Here is a 19,126-nt window from a genome sequence, read left to right on the forward strand (position 1 = left end):
CCGATCGCGAGGCGTAGCTGCGATCAGGGCCGGTGGGTGCGGGCGCACCCACCGGCCCCGCACGTTCCTGGCGCGGCTCCGGCCACTTCCGTCACTCGGCGCTTATGGGCGCGCCCGGTCTGTCACCCTGTCGGGATACGTCAGCGGTGTTTCGCGAGACCCTCAGGAGCCGCACCATGGGGCCCATATCCTTGCAACGGGGCATCGTCCAGCGTCCCGGCACCGCCGTCGCCGGCCGGGGCGACGATCCGCGCCGCGTCGCGCGCACCAGCCTGCCGGGCATCCCTCAGGCCTCGGCCGCGGCCCGTCGATTCGTCCGGGCGGCGCTCGCCGACTGGACCGCGCTCGGCCTGCCCAGCGCGGGAGAGTTCGGCGAACGGCTCACCGACGACGCGCTGACGGTGGCCAGCGAGCTGGTCACCAACGCGGTCGTGCACACGGGTACGGCGGTGGAGCTGCTCATCGGCCTCGAGGACTCGGCCGGTCCCGAACCCGCCGCACTCGTGCTGGAGATCACCGATCACCATCCCGCCAGGTCGGTGCGCGACGAGCGTGCCGAGCGGCCCGACCCCGCCGAGTACGGCCGGGGACTGCAACTCGTCGCGACCCTCGCCGAATCCTGGGGCATCACCTACCGCACCGGCCTCAAGACCGTCTGGGCCCGCCTCCCCGGCGACGACGGCTACGGACTCCCCGACGCTCCGGCAGCGGACGGCACCACCCCCGGGCGCGGTGCACGCGGCGGCGCGGTCCTCGCACCCCCGGCCGGGGACCAGGACCGAGACCACGCGGGCCGGGCAGGCGGCGACGCGGGCTGGGCAGGCGGCACCGGGCTCTCCTTCCTCGCCGAGGCCTCCGGCCTCCTCACGGGCCAGCTCGACGAGGACCTGGTGGCGTCGACCGCGGGCCGGCTCCTGGTGCCCAGGATCGCCGACTGGTGCGCGATATGGCTGGAGTGCGAGGGAGGCGGCCCTGCGGCGGCCCCCAGGCTCGCCGGGGTCTGGCACCGGGACGAGACCCGGACCCGGCTGCTGCGGCCCGCACTGGAGAAGGAGCCGCTCCGGCTTCCCGGGAGCGTCGGTACGGGCCCCGTACCCATGCCCTGGCCGCCGGGTGCCACCGCGGGGTCCGAGGACGGCACGGGCGCGGCCCTCGCCCACCGCATCATCTCGGGCGGGCGCACGCTCGGCGCCGTCCTGGTGGGCCGCGAGGGGGCCGACCGGATCCCCGAGGACGCCGCGGCGCTCCTCACCGACTTCGTACGCCGGGTCGGCCTCGCCGTGGGCGCCGCCCGCGCCTACACCCGGCAGGCCACCATCAGCCGCATCCTCCAGCGCGGCCTGCTGCCGAGCAAGGTCGCCGAGATACCCGGAGTCACCAGCGCGCTGGTGTACGAGCCCGGGGACGACGGCGTGGTCGGCGGCGACTTCTACGACCTCTTCCCGTGCCCCGGCGGCCGTTGGTGCTTCGTACTCGGGGACGTCCAGGGCAGCGGCCCCGAGGCCGCCGTCGTCACCGGCCTCGCCCGGCCCTGGCTGCGGCTGCTGTCCCGCGAGGGGTTCCGCGTGGGGGAGGTGCTCGACCGGCTCAACCGGCTCCTTCTGGACGACGCGATGGAAGCGGCCGAGGCAGCCGCCCTCATGGTCGCGGCGGCGGGCGGGCGGCGGATCGAGGAGGGCAGGACGGAGGAAGGCCGGATCCAGGAGGGCCGGCAGATCCAGGACGCCCGGATCCACGAGAGCCACGGGGCCCAGGAGATCCAGGAGATCCACGAGATCCAGGACGGCTCCAGGTCCCGTTTCCTCTCCCTGCTGTACGGCGACCTCGTCCCCCTCCCGGACGGCAGGGTGCGCTGCACCGTGGCGAGCGCCGGCCATCCGCTCCCGCTGCTGCTGAGCCCCGACGGCTCCGTACGCCCGGCCGCCGAGCCTCAGGTGCTGCTCGGGATCGTCGATGACGTGGCGTACGAGAGCCAGAGCTTCGACCTCCTGCCCGGCGACAGCCTGCTCTGTGTCACCGACGGCGTCACGGAGCGGCGCTCCGGGCGGCTGATGTTCGACGACGGTGACGGCCTCGCCCGCGTCCTGGCGGGCTGCGCGGGGCTCCCGGCCGCCGGGATGGCCGAGCGCATCAAACGGGCCGTCCACACCTTCGCCGAGCGCCCGCCCGACGACGACCTGGCCCTGCTCGTCCTCCAGATCGACAAGCAGATCGACGAGCAGACCGACGAGGAACGGCACACGGCCGTACGGGTGAGTCCTCCCGCCGAGTGACAATGGACGGTATGCCTTCCGTACTGCCCGATGGTGAGCCCGTGCCCGACGACGGGGCGCTGCCCCGCCATGCCCTGGAAGGCGCCGCCGAACGGCCGCTCGGCTTCTACCTGCACGTGCCCTACTGCGCCACCCGCTGCGGCTACTGCGACTTCAACACGTACACCGCGACCGAGCTGCGCGGCTCGGGCGGCGCCCTGGCGTCCAGGGACAACTACGCGGCCCATCTGACCGAGGAGGTCCGCCAGGCCCGCAAGGTGCTCGGCGACGACCCCCGCCCGGTGCGTACGGTCTTCGTCGGCGGCGGTACGCCGACGCTGCTGCCCGCCGCCGACCTGGTCCGGATGCTCGCGGCGATCCGTGAGGAGTTCGGTCTTGCCGATGACGCCGAGATCACCACGGAGGCCAATCCGGAGTCCGTCGATCCGGCGTATCTCGCGGCGCTGCGCGAGGGCGGCTTCAACCGTGTCTCGTTCGGCATGCAGAGCGCACGGCAGCACGTCCTGAAGGTCCTGGACCGCACCCATACGCCCGGCAGGCCCGAGGCCTGCGTCGCGGAGGCACGCGCGGCCGGCTTCGAACACGTCAACCTCGACCTGATCTACGGAACCCCCGGCGAGTCCGACGACGACTGGCGGGCCACCCTCGACGCCGCGATCGGAGCGGGCCCCGACCATGTGTCGGCGTATGCGCTGATCGTCGAGGAGGGCACCCAGCTCGCCCGGCGCATCCGCCGGGGCGAGGTCCCGATGACGGACGACGACGTCCACGCCGACCGTTATCTGATCGCCGACGAGGCGATGGCGGCGGCGGGCTTCTCCTGGTACGAGGTCTCGAACTGGTCCCGCACCCCCGAGGGACGCTGTCTGCACAACGAGCTGTACTGGCGCGGGGCCGACTGGTGGGGCGCGGGACCCGGCGCCCACAGCCACGTCGGAGGAGTCCGCTGGTGGAACGTCAAGCACCCCGGGGCCTACGCGCAGGCACTGGCCGAGGGCCGCTCGCCCGGCGCCGGCCGTGAGGTGCTCGGCGACGAGGACCGCCGGGTCGAGCGCATCCTGCTGGAGTTGCGGCTCGTCGACGGCTGCCCGCTGTCGCTGCTCGCCCCCGCCGGGCTCGCGGCGGCCGGCCGCGCGGTGACGGACGGGCTGCTGGAGCCGGGACCGTACGGCGAGGGCCGCGCGGTCCTCACGCTGCGGGGGCGGCTGCTGGCCGACGCCGTGGTGCGTGACCTGGTGGACTGAGGGACCGGCTCCGCAGCCGGTCAGCGGCCCGGAGCGTCCAGGGGCACGGTCACATGGTCGATGAGATGCTCCACACACCCCAGCAGTTCCGGCTCCAGGTCCCGGTAGGAGCGGACCGTGGACAGGATCCGCTGCCAGGCCGCGCCCGTGTTCTCCGGCCAGCCGAGTGCACGGCACACGCCCGTTTTCCAGTCCTGCCCGCGCGGGACCACCGGCCACCCGGGGATGCCCACGGACGAGGGCTTCACGGCCTCCCAGACGTCGATGTACGGATGTCCCACCACCAGGACGTGCGCGTCGGTGACCTGCGCGGCGATCCGGGATTCCTTGGAGCCGGGCACCAGATGGTCGACGAGCACGCCGAGCCGGGCGTCAGGGCCCGGCGCGAACTCCCGCACGATCGCCGGGAGGTCGTCGACGCCCTCCAGGTACTCCACCACCACGCCCTCGACGCGCAGGTCGTCGCCCCAGACCCGCTCGACGAGCTCGGCGTCGTGCCGGCCCTCCACATAGATACGGCCGGCCCGCGCCACCCTGGCCCGCGCGCCCGGCACCGCCACCGAACCCGACGCGGTGCGCGTGGGCCGTGCGGGGCCGCCGGCCGAGGGGCGTACCAGGGTGACGACCTTGCCCTCCAGCAGGAAGCCGCGCGGCTCCATCGGGAAGACCCGGTGCTTGCCGAAGCGGTCCTCCAGCGTGACCGTCGGCCCCTGGGCCGTCTTCTCGCACCGGATCACCGCCCCGCAGAAGCCGCTGACGGCCTCCTCGACGACCAGATCGGGCTCGGCGGGGACCTCGGGGGCGGGAGCGGACTTCTTCCACGGCGGAGTCAGGTCCGGCTGGTAGCTGCGCATGGCACGACGATAAACGGACGCCCGTTCACGACACGCCGTTCATGGCACGGCGAAGCGAGCCGTGCACGCCGTTCACGACACGCCGAAGCGGGCCGCCAGCTGATCGCGCTGCGCCCGTACGAACGCCGCGTCCACCACCGCCCCGTGCCCCGGCACGTACAGCGCGTCCTCGCCGCCCAGTTCCAGCAGCCGGTCGAGCGCGGCGGGCCAGCGCGAGGGGACCGCGTCGCGTCCCGCCTGCGGCTCGCCGGACTCCTCGACCAGGTCGCCGCAGAGCATCACGACGGGGGAGCCCGGCACCAGGACCGCCAGGTCATGGCCGGTGTGGCCCGGCCCCACATTGGCCAGCAGCACCTGGAAGCCGCCGCCGAGATCGAGCGTCCACTCGCCGCTCACCTGGTGCCTCGGGACCACCAGGACGTCCGTGGCCGCCGTGGCGTCCGCCTCGCTCATGCCGTGCCGTACGGCGTCGGCGCGCAGCTCCTCGGCACCCCGCCCCAGCAGTTCCGCCGTGCCGACCGCCCCGTAGACCTCCGCCCCGGAGAAGGCGGCGGTGCCCAGCACATGGTCGAAGTGCGGATGGCTCAGTGCGATATGCGTCACCCTGCGGCCCAGCAGTGCCTCGGCCTGGGTGCGCAGTTCCGCTCCCTCCCGGAGCGTCGCACCGGTGTCGTAGAGCAGGACGCCGTCCGTCCCCGCGACCAGTGCGGCGGTCGCGTCCCAGCCGGGGAGGCGTCTGCGTCCCGTACCGTTGCCCAACCGCTCCCAGCCGAACTCTTCCCAAGAGGCGTCCATACGGCGACGCTATCGGCAACGACCTGCGTGTCCCGTGACGGGCGTGGCCGGTCGCCCTTGCCCCGGGCCCACCTCGCCCCCGTACACTGGCCGGGGGATCGCTGGCACTCGAACGCACAGAGTGCCAGGCAGACGCCGGAGGACCACAGCTGGAGGTGTGCGCGGTGCTCAGCGAACGCAGACTCGAAGTGCTGCGCGCCATCGTCCAGGACTATGTCGGCACGGAGGAGCCCGTCGGCTCCAAGGCGCTCACGGAGCGGCACAGCCTCGGGGTCTCCCCGGCGACTGTCCGTAACGACATGGCGGTGCTGGAGGACGAGGGCTTCATCGCCCAGCCGCACACGAGTGCGGGGCGTATTCCGACGGACAAGGGCTACCGGCTCTTCGTCGACAGGCTCGCGGGTGTGAAGCCCCTGTCGTCGCCGGAGCGCAAGGCCATTCAGAATTTCCTCGACGGCGCGGTCGACCTCGACGACGTCGTGGGCCGCACGGTCCGGCTGCTCGCGCAGCTGACCAGGCAGGTCGCCGTCGTGCAGTACCCCTCGCTGACCCGCTCGACGGTCCGGCACGTGGAGCTGCTGTCGCTTGCCCCGGCCCGGCTGATGCTCGTCCTCATCACGGACACGGGCCGGGTCGAACAGCGTATGATCGACTGCCCTGCACCGTTCGGAGACACCTCGCTGGCCGATCTGCGGGCCCGGCTGAACAGCCGGGTCGTCGGACGGCGCTTCGCGGACGTCCCGCGGCTGGTGCAGGATCTGCCGGAGTCCTTCGAGGCCGAGGACAGGGGAACCGTATCGACGGTGCTCTCCGTCCTCCTCGAAACTCTGGTCGAGGAGACGGAGGAGCGGCTGATCATCGGCGGCACCTCCAATCTCACCCGCTTCGGACACGACTTCCCTGTGATGATCCGGCCGGTGCTGGAGGCATTGGAGGAGCAGGTCGTGCTGCTGAAGCTGCTCGGTGAGGCAACGGATTCAGGCATGACCGTACGGATCGGGCACGAGAACGCCCACGAGGGGCTCAACTCCACGTCCGTCGTCGCGGTCGGCTACGGTTCGGGCGACGAGGCAGTCGCCAAACTCGGCGTGGTCGGACCGACCCGCATGGACTACCCCGGAACGATGGGAGCGGTACGCGCAGTGGCACGTTACGTCGGACAGATCCTGGCGGATTCGTAAGTGGCCACGGACTACTACGCCGTACTAGGCGTGCGCCGCGACGCATCTCAGGACGAGATCAAGAAGGCATTCCGTAGGCTCGCCCGCGAGCTCCACCCGGATGTCAACCCGGATCCGAAGACCCAGGAGCGGTTCAAGGAGATCAACGCCGCTTACGAGGTGCTGTCGGACCCGCAGAAGAAGCAGGTCTACGACCTCGGCGGTGACCCGCTGTCCGGCTCGGGCGGCGGCGGTGGCGCGGGAGGGTTCGGAGCCGGCAACTTCGGCAACTTCAGCGACATCATGGACGCGTTCTTCGGCAACGCCGCGCAGCGCGGGCCGCGTTCGCGCACCCGGCGCGGCCAGGACGCGATGATCCGGCTGGAGATCGACCTCAACGAGGCGGCCTTCGGCACGACCAAGGACATCCAGGTCGACACGGCGGTCGTCTGCACGACCTGCAGTGGCGAGGGCGCCGCACCCGGCACCTCCGCGCAGACCTGTGACATGTGCCGCGGCCGTGGCGAGGTCTCCCAGGTCACCCGGTCCTTCCTCGGCCAGGTCATGACCTCCCGGCCCTGCCCCCAGTGCCAGGGCTTCGGCACGGTCGTGCCGACCCCGTGCCCCGAGTGCGCCGGTGACGGCCGCATCCGCTCGCGGCGCACCCTCACCGTGAAGATCCCCGCAGGTGTCGACAACGGCACCCGGATCCAGCTCGCGGGCGAGGGCGAGGTCGGCCCCGGCGGCGGCCCCGCCGGGGATCTGTACGTCGAGATCCACGAGGTCTCGCACGCCGTGTTCCAGCGGCGCGGCGACGATCTGCACTGCACGGTGACCATCCCGATGACGGCTGCGGCGCTCGGCACCCAGGTGCCGCTGGAGACGCTCGACGGGATGGAGGAGATCGACATCAGGCCGGGCACCCAGTCCGGGCAGTCGGTCCCGCTGCACGGGCGCGGCATCACGCACCTGCGTGGCGGCGGGCGCGGCGATCTGATCGTGCACGTCGAGGTCATGACCCCGACGAAGATGGACCCCGAGCAGGAGCGCCTCCTGCGGGAGCTGTCCAAGCTGCGCGGTGAGGAGCGGCCCACGGGCCAGTTCCAGCCCGGGCAGCAGGGGCTCTTCTCCCGTCTGAAGGACGCCTTCAACGGCCGCTGAACCCTGTCACCGCACCGCCCGCCGGCCTCCGTACCGGCGGGCGGTGCGGTGCGTGCGGGGCGGTGCGGCGCCGCCCCGCAGGGTACGGAGGGCTGATTCGGCACGATTCGCGGGACGTGGCACGATGCCGTCATGTCCTTGGCGCTGACGGATCTCTGCCGCTACCCCATCGTGCAGGCCCCGATGGCGGGCGGTGCCTCGCGGCCGGAGCTGGCCGCCGCCGTCGCCGACGCCGGGGGGCTCGGATTCCTCGCCGCCGGTTACCGGACGGCGGAGGGGATGTACGAGGAGACCGAGCAGCTCCGGAGGATGACCAGAGGTCCCTTCGGCGTCAACCTCTTCATGCCGCAGCCGCTGCTCGCCGACACCGGCGCCGTGGAGGTCTACCGCCACCAACTGGCCGGTGAGGCCGCTTGGTACGAGACCCCGCTCGGCGAACCGGACACCGCGGGCGACGACGGCTACGAGGCCAAGGTCGCGATCCTGCTGGAGAATCCGGTGCCGGTGGTCTCCTTCACCTTCGGCTGCCCCACCCGCGAGACCCTCGACGCGTTCGCCGCGGCCGGCACGCTCACCCTCGTCACGGTCACCTCGGCCCAGGAGGCGCGGGACGCCGAGCGGGCGGGCGCAGGCGCGGTCTGTGTCCAGGGCACCGAGGCGGGCGGTCACCAGTCCACGCACCGCGACGACCCGGAGGGCGGTCTCACCGGCACCGGGCTGCTCGCGCTGCTCGCCGAGGTCCGCGAGGCCGTGCGGCTGCCGGTCGTCGCGGCCGGCGGTCTGATGCGCGGCTCCCAGATCACGGCTGTACTCGCGGCCGGGGCCGACGCCGCCCAGCTCGGTACGGCGTTCCTGCCGTGCCCCGAGTCGGGGGCGCACCCCCTGCACAAACAGGCCCTGACCGACCCGCTGTTCACGACCACGGCCCTGACCCGGGCCTTCTCCGGCCGCCCCGCGCGGGGGCTGGTCAACCGGTTCGTACGGGAGCACGGGGCGTACGCCCCCGCCGCCTACCCGCAGGTGCACCAGGTGACCAGCGGGCTGCGCAGGGCCGCCGCCAGGACCGGGGACGCCCAGGGCATGGCCCTGTGGGCGGGCCAGGGCCACCGGATGGCACGAGAGCTGCCCGCCGGGGAGCTCGTGGCCCTGCTCGCCGCCGAGATGGATGCCGCGCGTGCGGCCATGAGCGTGAGGAGTGACCGGTGACGGCACCGGTGTTCGTCGTCGAACAGCTGCCCGGCGGAACGGAGTTCGTGCTGGAAGGCCCCGAGGGACGGCACGCGGTGTCCGTGAAGCGGCTGAACCCCGGGGAGGACGTCGTCCTGACCGACGGGCGCGGCCGCTGGGCCGAAGGCGTCGTACGGGCGGCCGAGGGCAAGGACCGGCTCGTCGTCGGCCTGGGGCCGGTGCGCGAGGAAGCCGCGCCCGCCCCGTATGTCACGGTCGTCCAGGCGCTGCCCAAGGGCGACCGAGGAGAGCTCGCCGTGGAGACGATGACCGAGACGGGCGTCGACGCGATCGTGCCCTGGCAGGCCTCGCGCTGCATCACCCAGTGGAAGGGCGACCGCGGGCTCAAGTCCCTCGCCAAGTGGCGTGCCACCGCGCGCGAGGCGGGCAAGCAGTCGCGCCGGGTGCGGTTCCCCGAGGTGGCGGACGCCATGACGACCAAGCAGGTCGCAGCCCTGCTGGCCGGCGCGGACTTCGCGGGCGTCCTGCACGAGGACCGGGAGGTCCCCGGCGCCCCGCTCGCCACCGCCGAACTCCCCACCCGGGGAAGCATCGTGCTGGTCGTCGGACCCGAGGGCGGGGTGGCGCCGCAGGAGCTGGCCGCCTTCGCCGACGCGGGAGCGCCCGCCTACCGGCTCGGCCCCAGCGTGCTGCGCACCTCCACCGCCGGGACGGCCGCGGCGGCCCTGCTGATGGGACGCACCGGCCGCTGGGCGTAGCCCGATGCGGGTCCGCGGGCCACCCCTGCACGGCGGACTCCGGCCAACACAGCGCCAAGAAGCGGGTCCGCGGCTTAGGGTGATCGGTGTGACCCAGCCTTCCTACCTCCGGTATCCCCATGTCCAGGGCGACTTGATCGCCTTCACCGCCGAGGACGATGTCTGGCTGGCGCCGCTGGACGGCGGCAGAGCCTGGCGTGTGAGCGCGGACAACCGTCCTGTCACCCAGCCCCGGATATCTCCCGACGGAAGCCTCGTCGCCTGGACGTCCACCCGCGACGGGGCACCCGAAGTCCATGTCGCACCGGCCGACGGCGGCCCGGCCAGGCGGCTGACCCACTGGGGCGACGCGCGCACGTCCGTGCGCGGCTGGACCCCCGACGGCGACGTCCTGGTCGTCAGCAGCCAGGGACGCAGATCGCTGCGGCACACCTGGGCCCTGGCCGTCCCGGTCGACGGCGGCCCCGCCCGGACCCTGCCGTACGGACCGGTCGGCTCCCTCGCCCACGGTCCGGGAGGGCGGATGCTGCTGCTCTCGGCCTCCATGGGACGCGAGGCGGCCGCCTGGAAGCGCTACCGGGGCGGGACCGCGGGCAAGCTCTGGATCGCCGGGGCGGACGACGCCACCGGAGAGTTCACCCGGATCCACCCGGACCTCGACGGCAACCTCGAATGCCCGATGTGGGTCGGCGAGCGCATCGCCTTCCTCAGCGACCACGAGGGCGTCGGCGCGCCCTACTCCTCCCTGCCCGACGGCACGGACCTGCGCCGGCACTCCGGCCTCGACGGCTTCTACGCCCGGCACGCCACCACCGACGGCACCCGCATCGCCTACGCCGGCGGCGGTGAACTCCTGCTTCTGGACAGCCTGGAGAGCGACGCGCCCCGCCACCTCGACATCCGGCTCGGCGGCCAGCGCGCCGACCTCCAGCCCTACTCCGTGTCCGTCGGCTCCCACCCGTACACCGCGTCCCCCGACCGCACCGGCCGCGGCAGCGCGGTCGGGTCCCGCGGCGCCGTGCACTGGGTCACCCACCGTGAGGGACCGGCCCGTGCGCTGGCCGACGAACCCGGCGTACGGGCCAGGCTCCCGCACACCTTCCAGGCGAACGGCGAACAGTACGTCGTCTGGGTCACCGACGCCGAGGGCGACGACGCGCTGGAGTGTGCCCCCGCCACCGGCACCGCACCCGGCGCTGTGCCGCGCCGCCTCGCCGCCGGCCGGATCGGCCGGGTCCTGGACGTGGCCCCCGCCCCCGACGGCAGCCGATTCGCCGTCGCCGCCCACGACGGGCGGGTGCTGATCGTCGAGCGGGAGAGCGGCGAGGTGCACGAGGTGGACCGCAGCGAGGACGGTGATGTGTCCGGGCTCGTCTTCTCGCCCGACTCCTCCTGGCTCGCCTGGTCGCACCCAGGGCCGGAGCCGCTCAGCCAGCTCAGACTGGCCCACCTCGCGGACCTGTCGGTCACCGAGGCCACCCCGCTGAGGTTCCGGGACTTCGCCCCGGCCTTCACGGCCGACGGCAAGCATCTGGCCTTCCTCTCCGAGCGTGCCTTCGACCCGGTCTACGACGCGCATGTCTTCGACCTGGCGTTCGTCGGCTCCTGCCGGCCGCACCTGCTGACGCTCGCCGCCACCACTCCCTCCCCGTTCGGGCCGCAGCTCCACGGCCGCCCGGCCGAGAGGGAGAAGGGCGGCGGCGACGCCGACGACAACCCCACCGCGCTCCCCGTCACCCGCATCGACCTCGAAGGACTCGCCGACCGGATCGTGCCGCTGCCCGTCGAGGCCGCCCGCTACTCCGAGCTCCGGGCCGCCAGGGACGGGCTGCTGTGGCTGCGCCACCCGGTGACCGGGGTGCTCGGCACCGGCGTGGCCACACCCGGCGCCCGCACCCCGGGACCCGTCCTGGAGCGGTACGACCTGGAGAAGCTGCGCTGCGAGGAAGTCGCCCCCGACATCAGCGGGTTCGCGGTCAGCGGCGACCACAAGAAGCTGGTCCTGCAGAGCAACGGCGGGCTGCGGGTGATCCCCTCCGACAGCCGGGTGTCCGGGGACTCCGACGACGACGGCGACAACCACGTCACCGTCGACCTCTCCCGGGTACGCCGCACCCTCGACCCGGCCGCCGAATGGCGCCAGATGTACGACGAGGCCGGCCGCATCATGCGGGACAACTTCTGGCGTCCCGACATGGGCGGCGTCGACTGGGACGGAGTCCTGGAGCGCTACCGGCCGGTCCTGGAGCGGGTCGCCACCCACGACGACCTGATGGATCTGCTCTGGGAGGTGCAGGGCGAACTCGGCACCTCCCACGCCTATGTGACCCCGCCAGGCGGCCAGGGTGACGACGCCGCCGGCCAGGGACTGCTCGGCGCCGACCTCTCCCGGGCCGGGGACGGGACCTGGCGCATCGACCGGATCCTCCCCTCGGAGACCTCCGACCCCGAGGCCTGGGCCCCGCTCGCCGCACCGGGCGTCGCCGTGCGCACCGGGGACGTGATCCTGGCGGTCGACGGCCACCGCGTCGACACCCTCACGGGGCCTGCCCCGCTGCTCGCCGGGGCGGCGGGGAAACCCGTCGAGCTGACCGTGTCCCCGGCCGACGGCGGTGCGCCCCGCCATGTCGTGGTCGTGCCCATCGCCGACGAGGAGGCGCTGCGCTACCACGCCTGGGTCGCCGACCGGCGCGCGTACGTACGCGAGCGGTCGGGCGGCCGGCTCGGCTACCTCCATGTCCCCGACATGGTCGGCTCGGGATGGGCCCAGATCCACCGGGACCTGCGTACCGAGGTGGCCCGCGAGGGACTCGTCGTGGACGTACGGGAGAACCGCGGCGGTCACACCTCGCAGCTGGTGGTCGAGAAGCTGGCCCGCCGCATCGTCGGCTGGGACCTGCCGCGCGGCATGCGGCCCACCAGCTACCCGGGCGACGCACCGCGCGGACCGGTCGTGGCGGTCGCCAACGAGTACTCCGGCTCGGACGGCGACATCGTGAACGCCGCCATCAAGGCGCTGGGCATCGGCCCGGTGGTCGGCACCCGCACGTGGGGCGGTGTCGTGGGCATCGACAACCGCTACCAGCTGGTCGACGGCACGCGGGTCACCCAGCCGAAGTACGCCTTCTGGCTGGAGGGGTACGGCTGGGGCGTCGAGAACCACGGCGTCGACCCGGACGTCGAGGTCGTGATGACCCCGCAGGATCATGTGGCGGGGAGGGACCCGCAGTTGGACGAGGCGATCCGGATCGCGCTCGACTCACTGGCACGGACCCCGGCGAAGACGGCCCCGCCACTGCCGTCGGCGGACACGGAGGCGTAGCGGGGCGATGCATGCGGTGCGGGGTGGCGCGGGGCTGCCCCGCGCCACCCCGTCGGCCTCGGACCGCCGCAGGGCCGAGTCGGCCCCTCTCCCGCCGAGGTGCCCCGATAGGCTGCCCCGTGACCGACCACCACGACCCGGGAGCACTCCATGGCGGGAGAGCCGCAGACCGACTGCCTGTTCTGCAAGATCGTCACGGGGGACATCCCGGCGACCATCGTCCGCGAGAGCGCGACGACCGTCGCCTTCCGCGACATAAACCCCCAGGCCCCGACGCACGTCCTGGTCATCCCCAAGGCGCACTACCCGGACGCCGCCTCGCTCGCCGCGGCCGAGCCGGACATCGCGGCCGACGTGCTGCGTGAGGCAGGCCTCGTCGCCGCCGACGAGAAGATCACCGACAGCGGCTACCGCATCGTCCTCAACACCGGCGCCGGCGCCGGCCAGACCGTGTTCCACGCGCACGCCCACGTCCTGGGCGGTCGCGGAATGCAGTGGCCCCCCGGTTAGGGACGCCCCCTCATGTCCGTAAGGGAACTGGTGGTGCTCGGCACCGCGAGCCAGGTGCCGACCCGGCACCGCAACCACAACGGCTATCTGCTGCGCTGGGACGGCGAAGGCATCCTCTTCGACCCGGGTGAGGGGACCCAGCGCCAGATGCTGCGCGCCGGGGTCGCCGCGCACGACATCAACCGGATCTGCGTCACCCACTTCCACGGTGACCACTCGCTCGGCCTGGCAGGGGTGATCCAGCGGATCAACCTCGACCAGGTCCCGCACCCCGTCACCGCCCACTTCCCGGCGAGCGGACAGCGCTTCTTCGACCGGCTGCGGTACGCGACCGCCTACCGTGAGTCCGTCGAGCTGACCGAGGCCCCGGTCGCCGCCGACGGCGTACTCGCCACCACCGGCGCGTACACCATCGACAGCCACCGGCTGTCGCACCCGGTGGAGTCCTACGGCTACCGCCTCACCGAGCCCGACCGGCTGCGCATGCTGCCCGAGAAGCTCGCCGAGCACGGCATCCGGGGGCCGGACGTCGGACGGATCCAGCGGGACGGCGTCCTGCGGGGCGTCCCGCTCGACGAGGTGTCCACGACCCGCCGCGGACAGCGCTTCGCGTTCATCATGGACACCCGGCTCTGCGACGGCGTGTCCGCGCTCGCCGAAGGATGCGACATGCTGGTCATCGAGTCGACGTTCCTCGACGAGGACAGCCGGCTCGCCGCCGACCACGGTCACCTCACGGCCGGCCAGGCGGCCCGGGTGGCGCAGGAGTCCGGCGTACGGCACCTCGTGCTGACGCACTTCTCCCAGCGCTACACCGACCCCGACGTCTTCGAGCACCAGGCCAGGGCAGCCGGCTTCGAAGGCGAACTGACCATCGCCCAGGACCTGATCAGGGTCCCGGTACCCACCCGCCACACGTGAACGAGAACCCCGTGCACCTCCCCAAAGCCGAACTCCACCTCCACATCGAAGGGACGCTCGAACCCGAGCTGGCCTTCGCGCTCGCCGCACGCAACGGCGTCGAACTGCCCTACGCGGACACCGAAGAGCTCCGTAAGGCCTACCTCTTCGACGATCTGCAGAGTTTCCTCGACCTCTACTACGCGCTCATGGCGGTCCTGCGCACCGAGGAGGACTTCGCCGAACTGGCCGACGCCTACCTCGCCCGCGCCGCGGCCCAGGGCGTCCGGCACGCCGAGATCTTCTTCGACCCGCAGGCCCACACCGACCGCGGCGTCCCGATCGGCACCGTCATCGAGGGGCTGGGCAGGGCGCTGGACCGCAGCGAGGAGAAGCACGGCATCTCCACCCAGCTGATCATGTGCTTCCTGCGGGACAAGTCCGCCGAGTCGGCGCTGGAGACCCTGGAGGCCGCGAAGCCGTATCTGCGCCGCGTCAGCGCCGTCGGCCTCGACTCGGCCGAGGTCGGACACCCGCCCGCGAAGTTCCGCGAGGTGTACGCGGCGGCCACGGCGCTCGGCCTGCGCAAGGTCGCCCACGCGGGCGAGGAGGGCCCGCCGGAGTACATCCGGGAGGCACTCGACATCCTCGGTGTCGAACGGATCGACCACGGACTGCGCTGCGTGGAGGATTCCGAACTGGTGGACCGGCTGGTCTCCGAGCGGATCCCGCTGACGCTCTGCCCGCTCTCGAACGTGCGGCTGCGGGCCGTCGACGTCCTGGAGCAGCACCCGCTGCGGTCCATGATGGACGCGGGCCTGCTCTGCACGGTGAACTCCGACGACCCCGCCTACTTCGGCGGATACGTCGGGGACACCTTCCACGCCGTGCACGAGGCGCTCGGCCTGGACCGGGAGCAACTGCGCACCCTGGCCCGGAACTCCTTCGAGGCGGCCTTCCTCGACCACGACGAGGAGCGCAGGGCGCGCTACCTCGCCGAGGTCGAGGCCTACGTGTTCGACTGACCGCCCCCGCCCGCCGTACGGAACGCGCTGCGCACCAGCCGTCTCCGCCACAGCGCGGGCACGCTGATCTCCGCGACCGCCTGTTCCGGCGCGCCCAGCTCGGGCACCGCGCCGGACAGGCCGTTGCCCCGTGCGGCGAGCAGCGCGGCCGGGGCGCCGCCCCTGCGCCGTACGGAACCCGGCACCAGCGGCCGGCCCCCGGTGTGCAGGGCGACGGCGGTGACTGGGGCCGCGACGAGGAGTGTGGCGGCCCCCAGGATCAGCCCCATCGCCGTATAGCCGGCCTGCTCGGAGAGCACACTGCCGAGCAGGGGACCGCAGGCCGTACCGACGGACGCCGCCGAGCCCGCCAGGACCGCCCAGCGGCCGCGTGCGTCCAGCGAGGCCGCCAGCCCGATCAGATAGGTCAGGACGACCGGGTAGAAGGTGTTCCACGCGATCTCGCCGGCCGCGAACGCCCCGAGCCCTTCGGCGGACGAGCTGAGCACGATGCTCCCCGCGATGATCACCGTCCCGAGGGCGATCGGCAGCGCACGCCCGAGCCTGGCCCCCAGCACCCCCGCGCCCATCACCCCGAGGAGCCCCGCGCCCAGAGCGGCGGCGAACACCGCGCCGACGGCCACCTCGGAGAGGCCGACCTGCTCGGCGCCGATCCGGCCGCTGACGCCCCACAGGGCGTTCTGCGCCATGGACCAGACGGCCATCCCGCCCGCCAGCACAAGACCCGACCGCCGGTGCGGCAGCCGTCCCCGCACCGGAGAGGTCCCGCAGGCGGGCGACGAGCCGCCCAGCCGGGAGGTCGCCGGCCACACGAGCAGGGCGACCACCGCGATGCAGGCGAACGGCAGCCGGTGGCCGCCGCCCAGATGGGGGATCGTCAGATAGAGCGCGCCCGCGGTCGCCGAGACGCTGAGCAGCCCCAGCGACGAGGTCCGGTGCGGGTCGCGCCGCACCGCGATGCCGGCGCTGGCGACGGCGGTGGCCGCACCGGATCCGAAGCCTCCGGTCACCACCCCCGCGATCACCAGGGGCATCGAGGTGGTCAGCGCGGCGCAGCCGTAGCCGAGCGCGGCGAGCAGCAGCCCCGCGCGCGCCGGGCCGCACGCCCCGAAGCTCTCGGCGCGTCCCGCCAGCGCGAAACCGGCCGATGCGGAGCTGAGCAGGAGGGCGCTGCCGACCAGGCCGGCCTGGGCCGGGGTCAGGTCGAGACAGGCGCTGAGGCGGCCGACGAGGGTGGGGAGCAGATAGGCGGCGAGGTACCCGGCGGTGAACACGGCGACCAGGGGCCACGCGGCGCGAGGGCGCGAGGACATGGGGGTTCCTGAGGACATGCCGGAGTAGGCAGTAGTGAGGCAGGGGAGGGCAGAGGGGAAGCGCAGAAAAGCGGGAGAAGCGGCACTCGTCCTGTCCTGAACGGTGCTCGCGGGGCAATTTGTATCAAGAGGGCCAAGATGACGGAAATCCGACTCGTTGTGATCTGAGTCACAGTGCGGTTTTGCGGGCTTTCCGGACGGGTAGCCAGTTCCATTTGCGCGGGTGGGGGCGTGAGTGGGGGAACGGGTGGGAGCGCCGCTCGGAGCCGGCTCCTCCGAGCGCGCGGACCCTCCGGACGAGGCATCGGATCCGGCACACTTGGCCGCAACTCGCACATGCAAGATCCGCCTCGGCCGGGGGAACGCACGGTGACTACAGCTGATCCAGCCATCGACCCGCTGCTCGGGCTGCGCGCCCCGCAGGACCCGGACTGTGATGTCTTCCTGACCGGCACGGTCTTCCTCGACATCATCTTCACCGGGCTCGACAGCGCACCGGTGCGCGGGACGGAGTCCTGGGCCCGGGGGATGGGATCCAGCCCCGGCGGCGTCGCCAACATGGCCACCGCACTCGCCCGGCTCGGCCTGCACACCTCGCTGGCCGCCGCGTTCGGCGACGACCACTACGGCGAGTACTGCTGGGACGCGCTCGAACAGGGCGAGGGCATCGACCTGTCCATGTCGCGCACGGTCCCCGGCTGGCACTCGCCCGTCACCGTCTCCATGGCGTACGAGGGCGAGCGCACCATGGTCTCGCACGGCCACGAGGCCCCCGCGCCGTCCGTGGCGCCCGGCCGTACCTTCCCGAAGTGCCCGCCGCGCGCCCGCGCCGCCGTCGCCTCGCTCACCCCGGGCCGCAGCGAACCCTGGGTGGCCGGGGCCGCCAGGGGCGGCGCGATGGTCTTCGCCGACGTCGGCTGGGACGAGACCGGCCGCTGGGACCTGGACGCCCTGCCCGATCTCGGGCACTGCCTGGCCTTCCTGCCCAACGCCGAGGAGGCCATGCGCTACACCCGCACCGACTGCCCGCGCGCCGCGGCCCACGCCCTGACAGAGCGGGTCCCCCTCGCCGTGGTCACCCTGGGCGCGGACGGCGCCTACGCGGTGGACCGGGCGACCGGGACGGCCGCCGAGGTGCCCGCCATCGCGGTGGAGGCGCTCGACCCCACGGGGGCCGGTGACGTCTTCGTCGCCGGGTTCGTCACCGGGACACTCGCCGACTGGCCGCTCGCCGACCGCCTGGCCTTCGCCGGACTGACGGCCGCCCTGTCCGTGCAGGAATTCGGCGGGTCACTCTCCGCACCCGGATGGGCGGAGATCGCGGCCTGGTGGCAGCAGGTACGCACCTGCGCCGACCAGGATCCTGCGGCACTGGAGCGCTACGCCTTCCTGGAGGAGCTGCTCCCCGCCACCAGCAGGGCATGGCCGCTGCGCCGTGCCGTTCCGACCATCGGCTTCCGGCAGTGAAGGGCTGATGATCACCGGGTAAAACCTCTCGGTGTTGTCGGTGCGGAGTCGTACGCTGGTACTCCAGAGGCGGTCGAGCAGCGACTGCCCTGCAACGGGAGGTATGCGCAGGCCCGAGGGCCGGCCCATGACTCAGTCACCCACACAGCCGCAGGCGCGCGCCCAGATCCGTATCCCGGCCGCACACCCCATGGTGATGCTCCTGGGGTCGGGCGATTCGCTGCTGCGCGTGATCGAAACGGCGTTCCCGGCCGTCGACATCCATGTCCGGGGCAACGAGATAAGCGCGACTGGCAACGCGGCGGACGTCGCCCTGGTCCAGCGCCTTTTCGACGAGATGGTGCTGGTGCTCCGCACCGGGCAGCCGATGACGGAGGACGCTGTGGAACGCTCGATCGCCATGCTCAGGGCGAGCGGGAACGGCACCGGGGACGGGGAGGAGACACCCGCGGAGGTGCTCACCCAGAACATCCTCTCCAGCCGTGGCCGCACCATCCGCCCCAAGACGCTGAACCAGAAGCGGTACGTCGACGCGATCGACAAGCACACCATCGTCTTCGGCATCGGCCCGGCGGGCACAGGCAAGACCTATCTCGCCATGGCCAAGGCGGTCCAGGCCCTGCAGTCCAAGCAGGTCAGCCGGATCATCCTGACCAGGCCCGCCGTCGAGGCGGGGGAGCGGCTCGGCTTTCTGCCCGGCACGCTCTTCGACAAGATCGACCCGTATCTGCGCCCGCTCTACGACGCCCTGCACGACATGCTCGACCCCGACTCGATCCCCCGGCTGATGGCCGCGGGCACCATCGAGGTCGCGCCGCTGGCCTACATGCGTGGCCGGACCTTGAATGATGCCTTCATCATCCTGGACGAGGCGCAGAACACCAGCGCCGAGCAGATGAAGATGTTCCTGACCCGCCTCGGCTTCGACTCGAAGATCGTCGTCACCGGTGACGTCACCCAGGTGGACCTGCCGACCGGCACCAAGAGCGGTCTGCGTCAGGTCCAGGACATCCTGGAGGACGTCCCGGACGTGCACTTCTCCCGGCTCACATCCCAGGATGTCGTCCGGCACAAGCTCGTCGGCCGTATCGTCGACGCGTACGAGAAGTACGACAACGCAGAGGGCCGTGACGGCCGCAACGGGAAGTAGTCGCAG

At 72.7% G+C, this 19,126-nt stretch carries 15 protein-coding genes; 12 read left to right on the forward strand and 3 right to left on the reverse strand.

Going from position 1 to position 19,126, the window contains the following annotated elements:
• Positions 1 to 176: 176 nt before the first annotated feature.
• Complete coding sequence (locus tag OG623_RS24110; protein WP_406149178.1) at positions 177 to 2,273, forward strand: SpoIIE family protein phosphatase; 2,097 nt, start codon at positions 177 to 179, stop codon at positions 2,271 to 2,273.
• Between the two features lie 11 nt (positions 2,274 to 2,284).
• Positions 2,285 to 3,517 (forward strand): radical SAM family heme chaperone HemW, encoded by a 1,233-nt coding sequence (hemW, locus tag OG623_RS24115; protein WP_406149179.1) that lies wholly within the window; start codon positions 2,285 to 2,287, stop codon positions 3,515 to 3,517.
• 20 nt (positions 3,518 to 3,537) lie between these two features.
• Here the strand turns inward: hemW and OG623_RS24120 are convergent, their stop codons facing one another.
• Positions 3,538 to 4,371 (reverse strand): DUF3097 domain-containing protein, encoded by an 834-nt coding sequence (locus tag OG623_RS24120; protein WP_406149181.1) that lies wholly within the window; start codon positions 4,369 to 4,371, stop codon positions 3,538 to 3,540.
• A 72-nt stretch (positions 4,372 to 4,443) separates the two neighbouring features.
• Positions 4,444 to 5,166: an MBL fold metallo-hydrolase gene (locus OG623_RS24125; RefSeq protein ID WP_406149182.1), complete on the reverse strand. Its 723-nt coding sequence runs from the start codon at positions 5,164 to 5,166 to the stop codon at positions 4,444 to 4,446.
• 164 nt (positions 5,167 to 5,330) lie between these two features.
• Between OG623_RS24125 and hrcA the strand changes: the two genes are divergently transcribed.
• From hrcA to OG623_RS24165, 8 genes are all read left to right on the forward strand, one after another.
• Positions 5,331 to 6,347, forward strand: coding sequence for a heat-inducible transcriptional repressor HrcA (gene hrcA / locus OG623_RS24130; RefSeq protein WP_406149183.1), 1,017 nt, complete (start codon positions 5,331 to 5,333; stop codon positions 6,345 to 6,347).
• On the forward strand, positions 6,348 to 7,487 hold the full coding sequence (gene dnaJ / locus OG623_RS24135) for a molecular chaperone DnaJ (protein ID WP_406149184.1): 1,140 nt from the start codon (positions 6,348 to 6,350) through the stop codon (positions 7,485 to 7,487).
• A gap of 132 nt (positions 7,488 to 7,619) precedes the next feature.
• A complete protein-coding gene (locus tag OG623_RS24140; RefSeq protein WP_406149185.1) occupies positions 7,620 to 8,693 on the forward strand; it encodes a nitronate monooxygenase in 1,074 nt (357 codons plus the stop codon).
• Positions 8,690 to 9,433, forward strand: a complete 744-nt coding sequence (locus OG623_RS24145) for a 16S rRNA (uracil(1498)-N(3))-methyltransferase (protein ID WP_406149187.1) — start codon at positions 8,690 to 8,692, stop codon at positions 9,431 to 9,433. Before OG623_RS24140 ends, OG623_RS24145 begins: the two co-directional genes overlap by 4 nt.
• An 88-nt stretch (positions 9,434 to 9,521) precedes the next feature.
• Positions 9,522 to 12,755, forward strand: a complete 3,234-nt coding sequence (locus tag OG623_RS24150; protein ID WP_406149188.1) for a S41 family peptidase — start codon at positions 9,522 to 9,524, stop codon at positions 12,753 to 12,755.
• Between the two features lie 150 nt (positions 12,756 to 12,905).
• Entirely contained in the window at positions 12,906 to 13,265 is a 360-nt protein-coding gene (locus tag OG623_RS24155) for a histidine triad nucleotide-binding protein (protein ID WP_406149190.1), read from the forward strand.
• Between the two features lie 12 nt (positions 13,266 to 13,277).
• Positions 13,278 to 14,186: a ribonuclease Z gene (locus tag OG623_RS24160; protein WP_406149192.1), complete on the forward strand. Its 909-nt coding sequence runs from the start codon at positions 13,278 to 13,280 to the stop codon at positions 14,184 to 14,186.
• A gap of 11 nt (positions 14,187 to 14,197) precedes the next feature.
• Positions 14,198 to 15,190, forward strand: coding sequence for an adenosine deaminase (locus tag OG623_RS24165; RefSeq protein WP_406151979.1), 993 nt, complete (start codon positions 14,198 to 14,200; stop codon positions 15,188 to 15,190).
• Here the strand turns inward: OG623_RS24165 and OG623_RS24170 are convergent.
• On the reverse strand, positions 15,175 to 16,503 hold the full coding sequence (locus tag OG623_RS24170) for an MFS transporter (RefSeq protein WP_406149194.1): 1,329 nt from the start codon (positions 16,501 to 16,503) through the stop codon (positions 15,175 to 15,177). The genes OG623_RS24165 and OG623_RS24170 overlap by 16 nt on opposite strands.
• Positions 16,504 to 16,839: 336 nt before the next feature.
• Between OG623_RS24170 and OG623_RS24175 the strand changes: the two genes are divergently transcribed.
• Both OG623_RS24175 and OG623_RS24180 read left to right on the forward strand, forming a co-directional pair.
• Complete coding sequence (locus OG623_RS24175) at positions 16,840 to 17,970, forward strand: carbohydrate kinase family protein (protein WP_406149196.1); 1,131 nt, start codon at positions 16,840 to 16,842, stop codon at positions 17,968 to 17,970.
• 127 nt (positions 17,971 to 18,097) lie between these two features.
• Complete coding sequence (locus tag OG623_RS24180) at positions 18,098 to 19,120, forward strand: PhoH family protein (RefSeq protein ID WP_406149197.1); 1,023 nt, start codon at positions 18,098 to 18,100, stop codon at positions 19,118 to 19,120.
• The last annotated feature ends 6 nt before the right edge of the window (positions 19,121 to 19,126 follow it).

Origin of the sequence: Streptomyces sp. NBC_01012, assembly GCF_045162755.1 — a bacterium.
Taxonomy (GTDB): Bacteria; Actinomycetota; Actinomycetes; order Streptomycetales; family Streptomycetaceae; genus Streptomyces.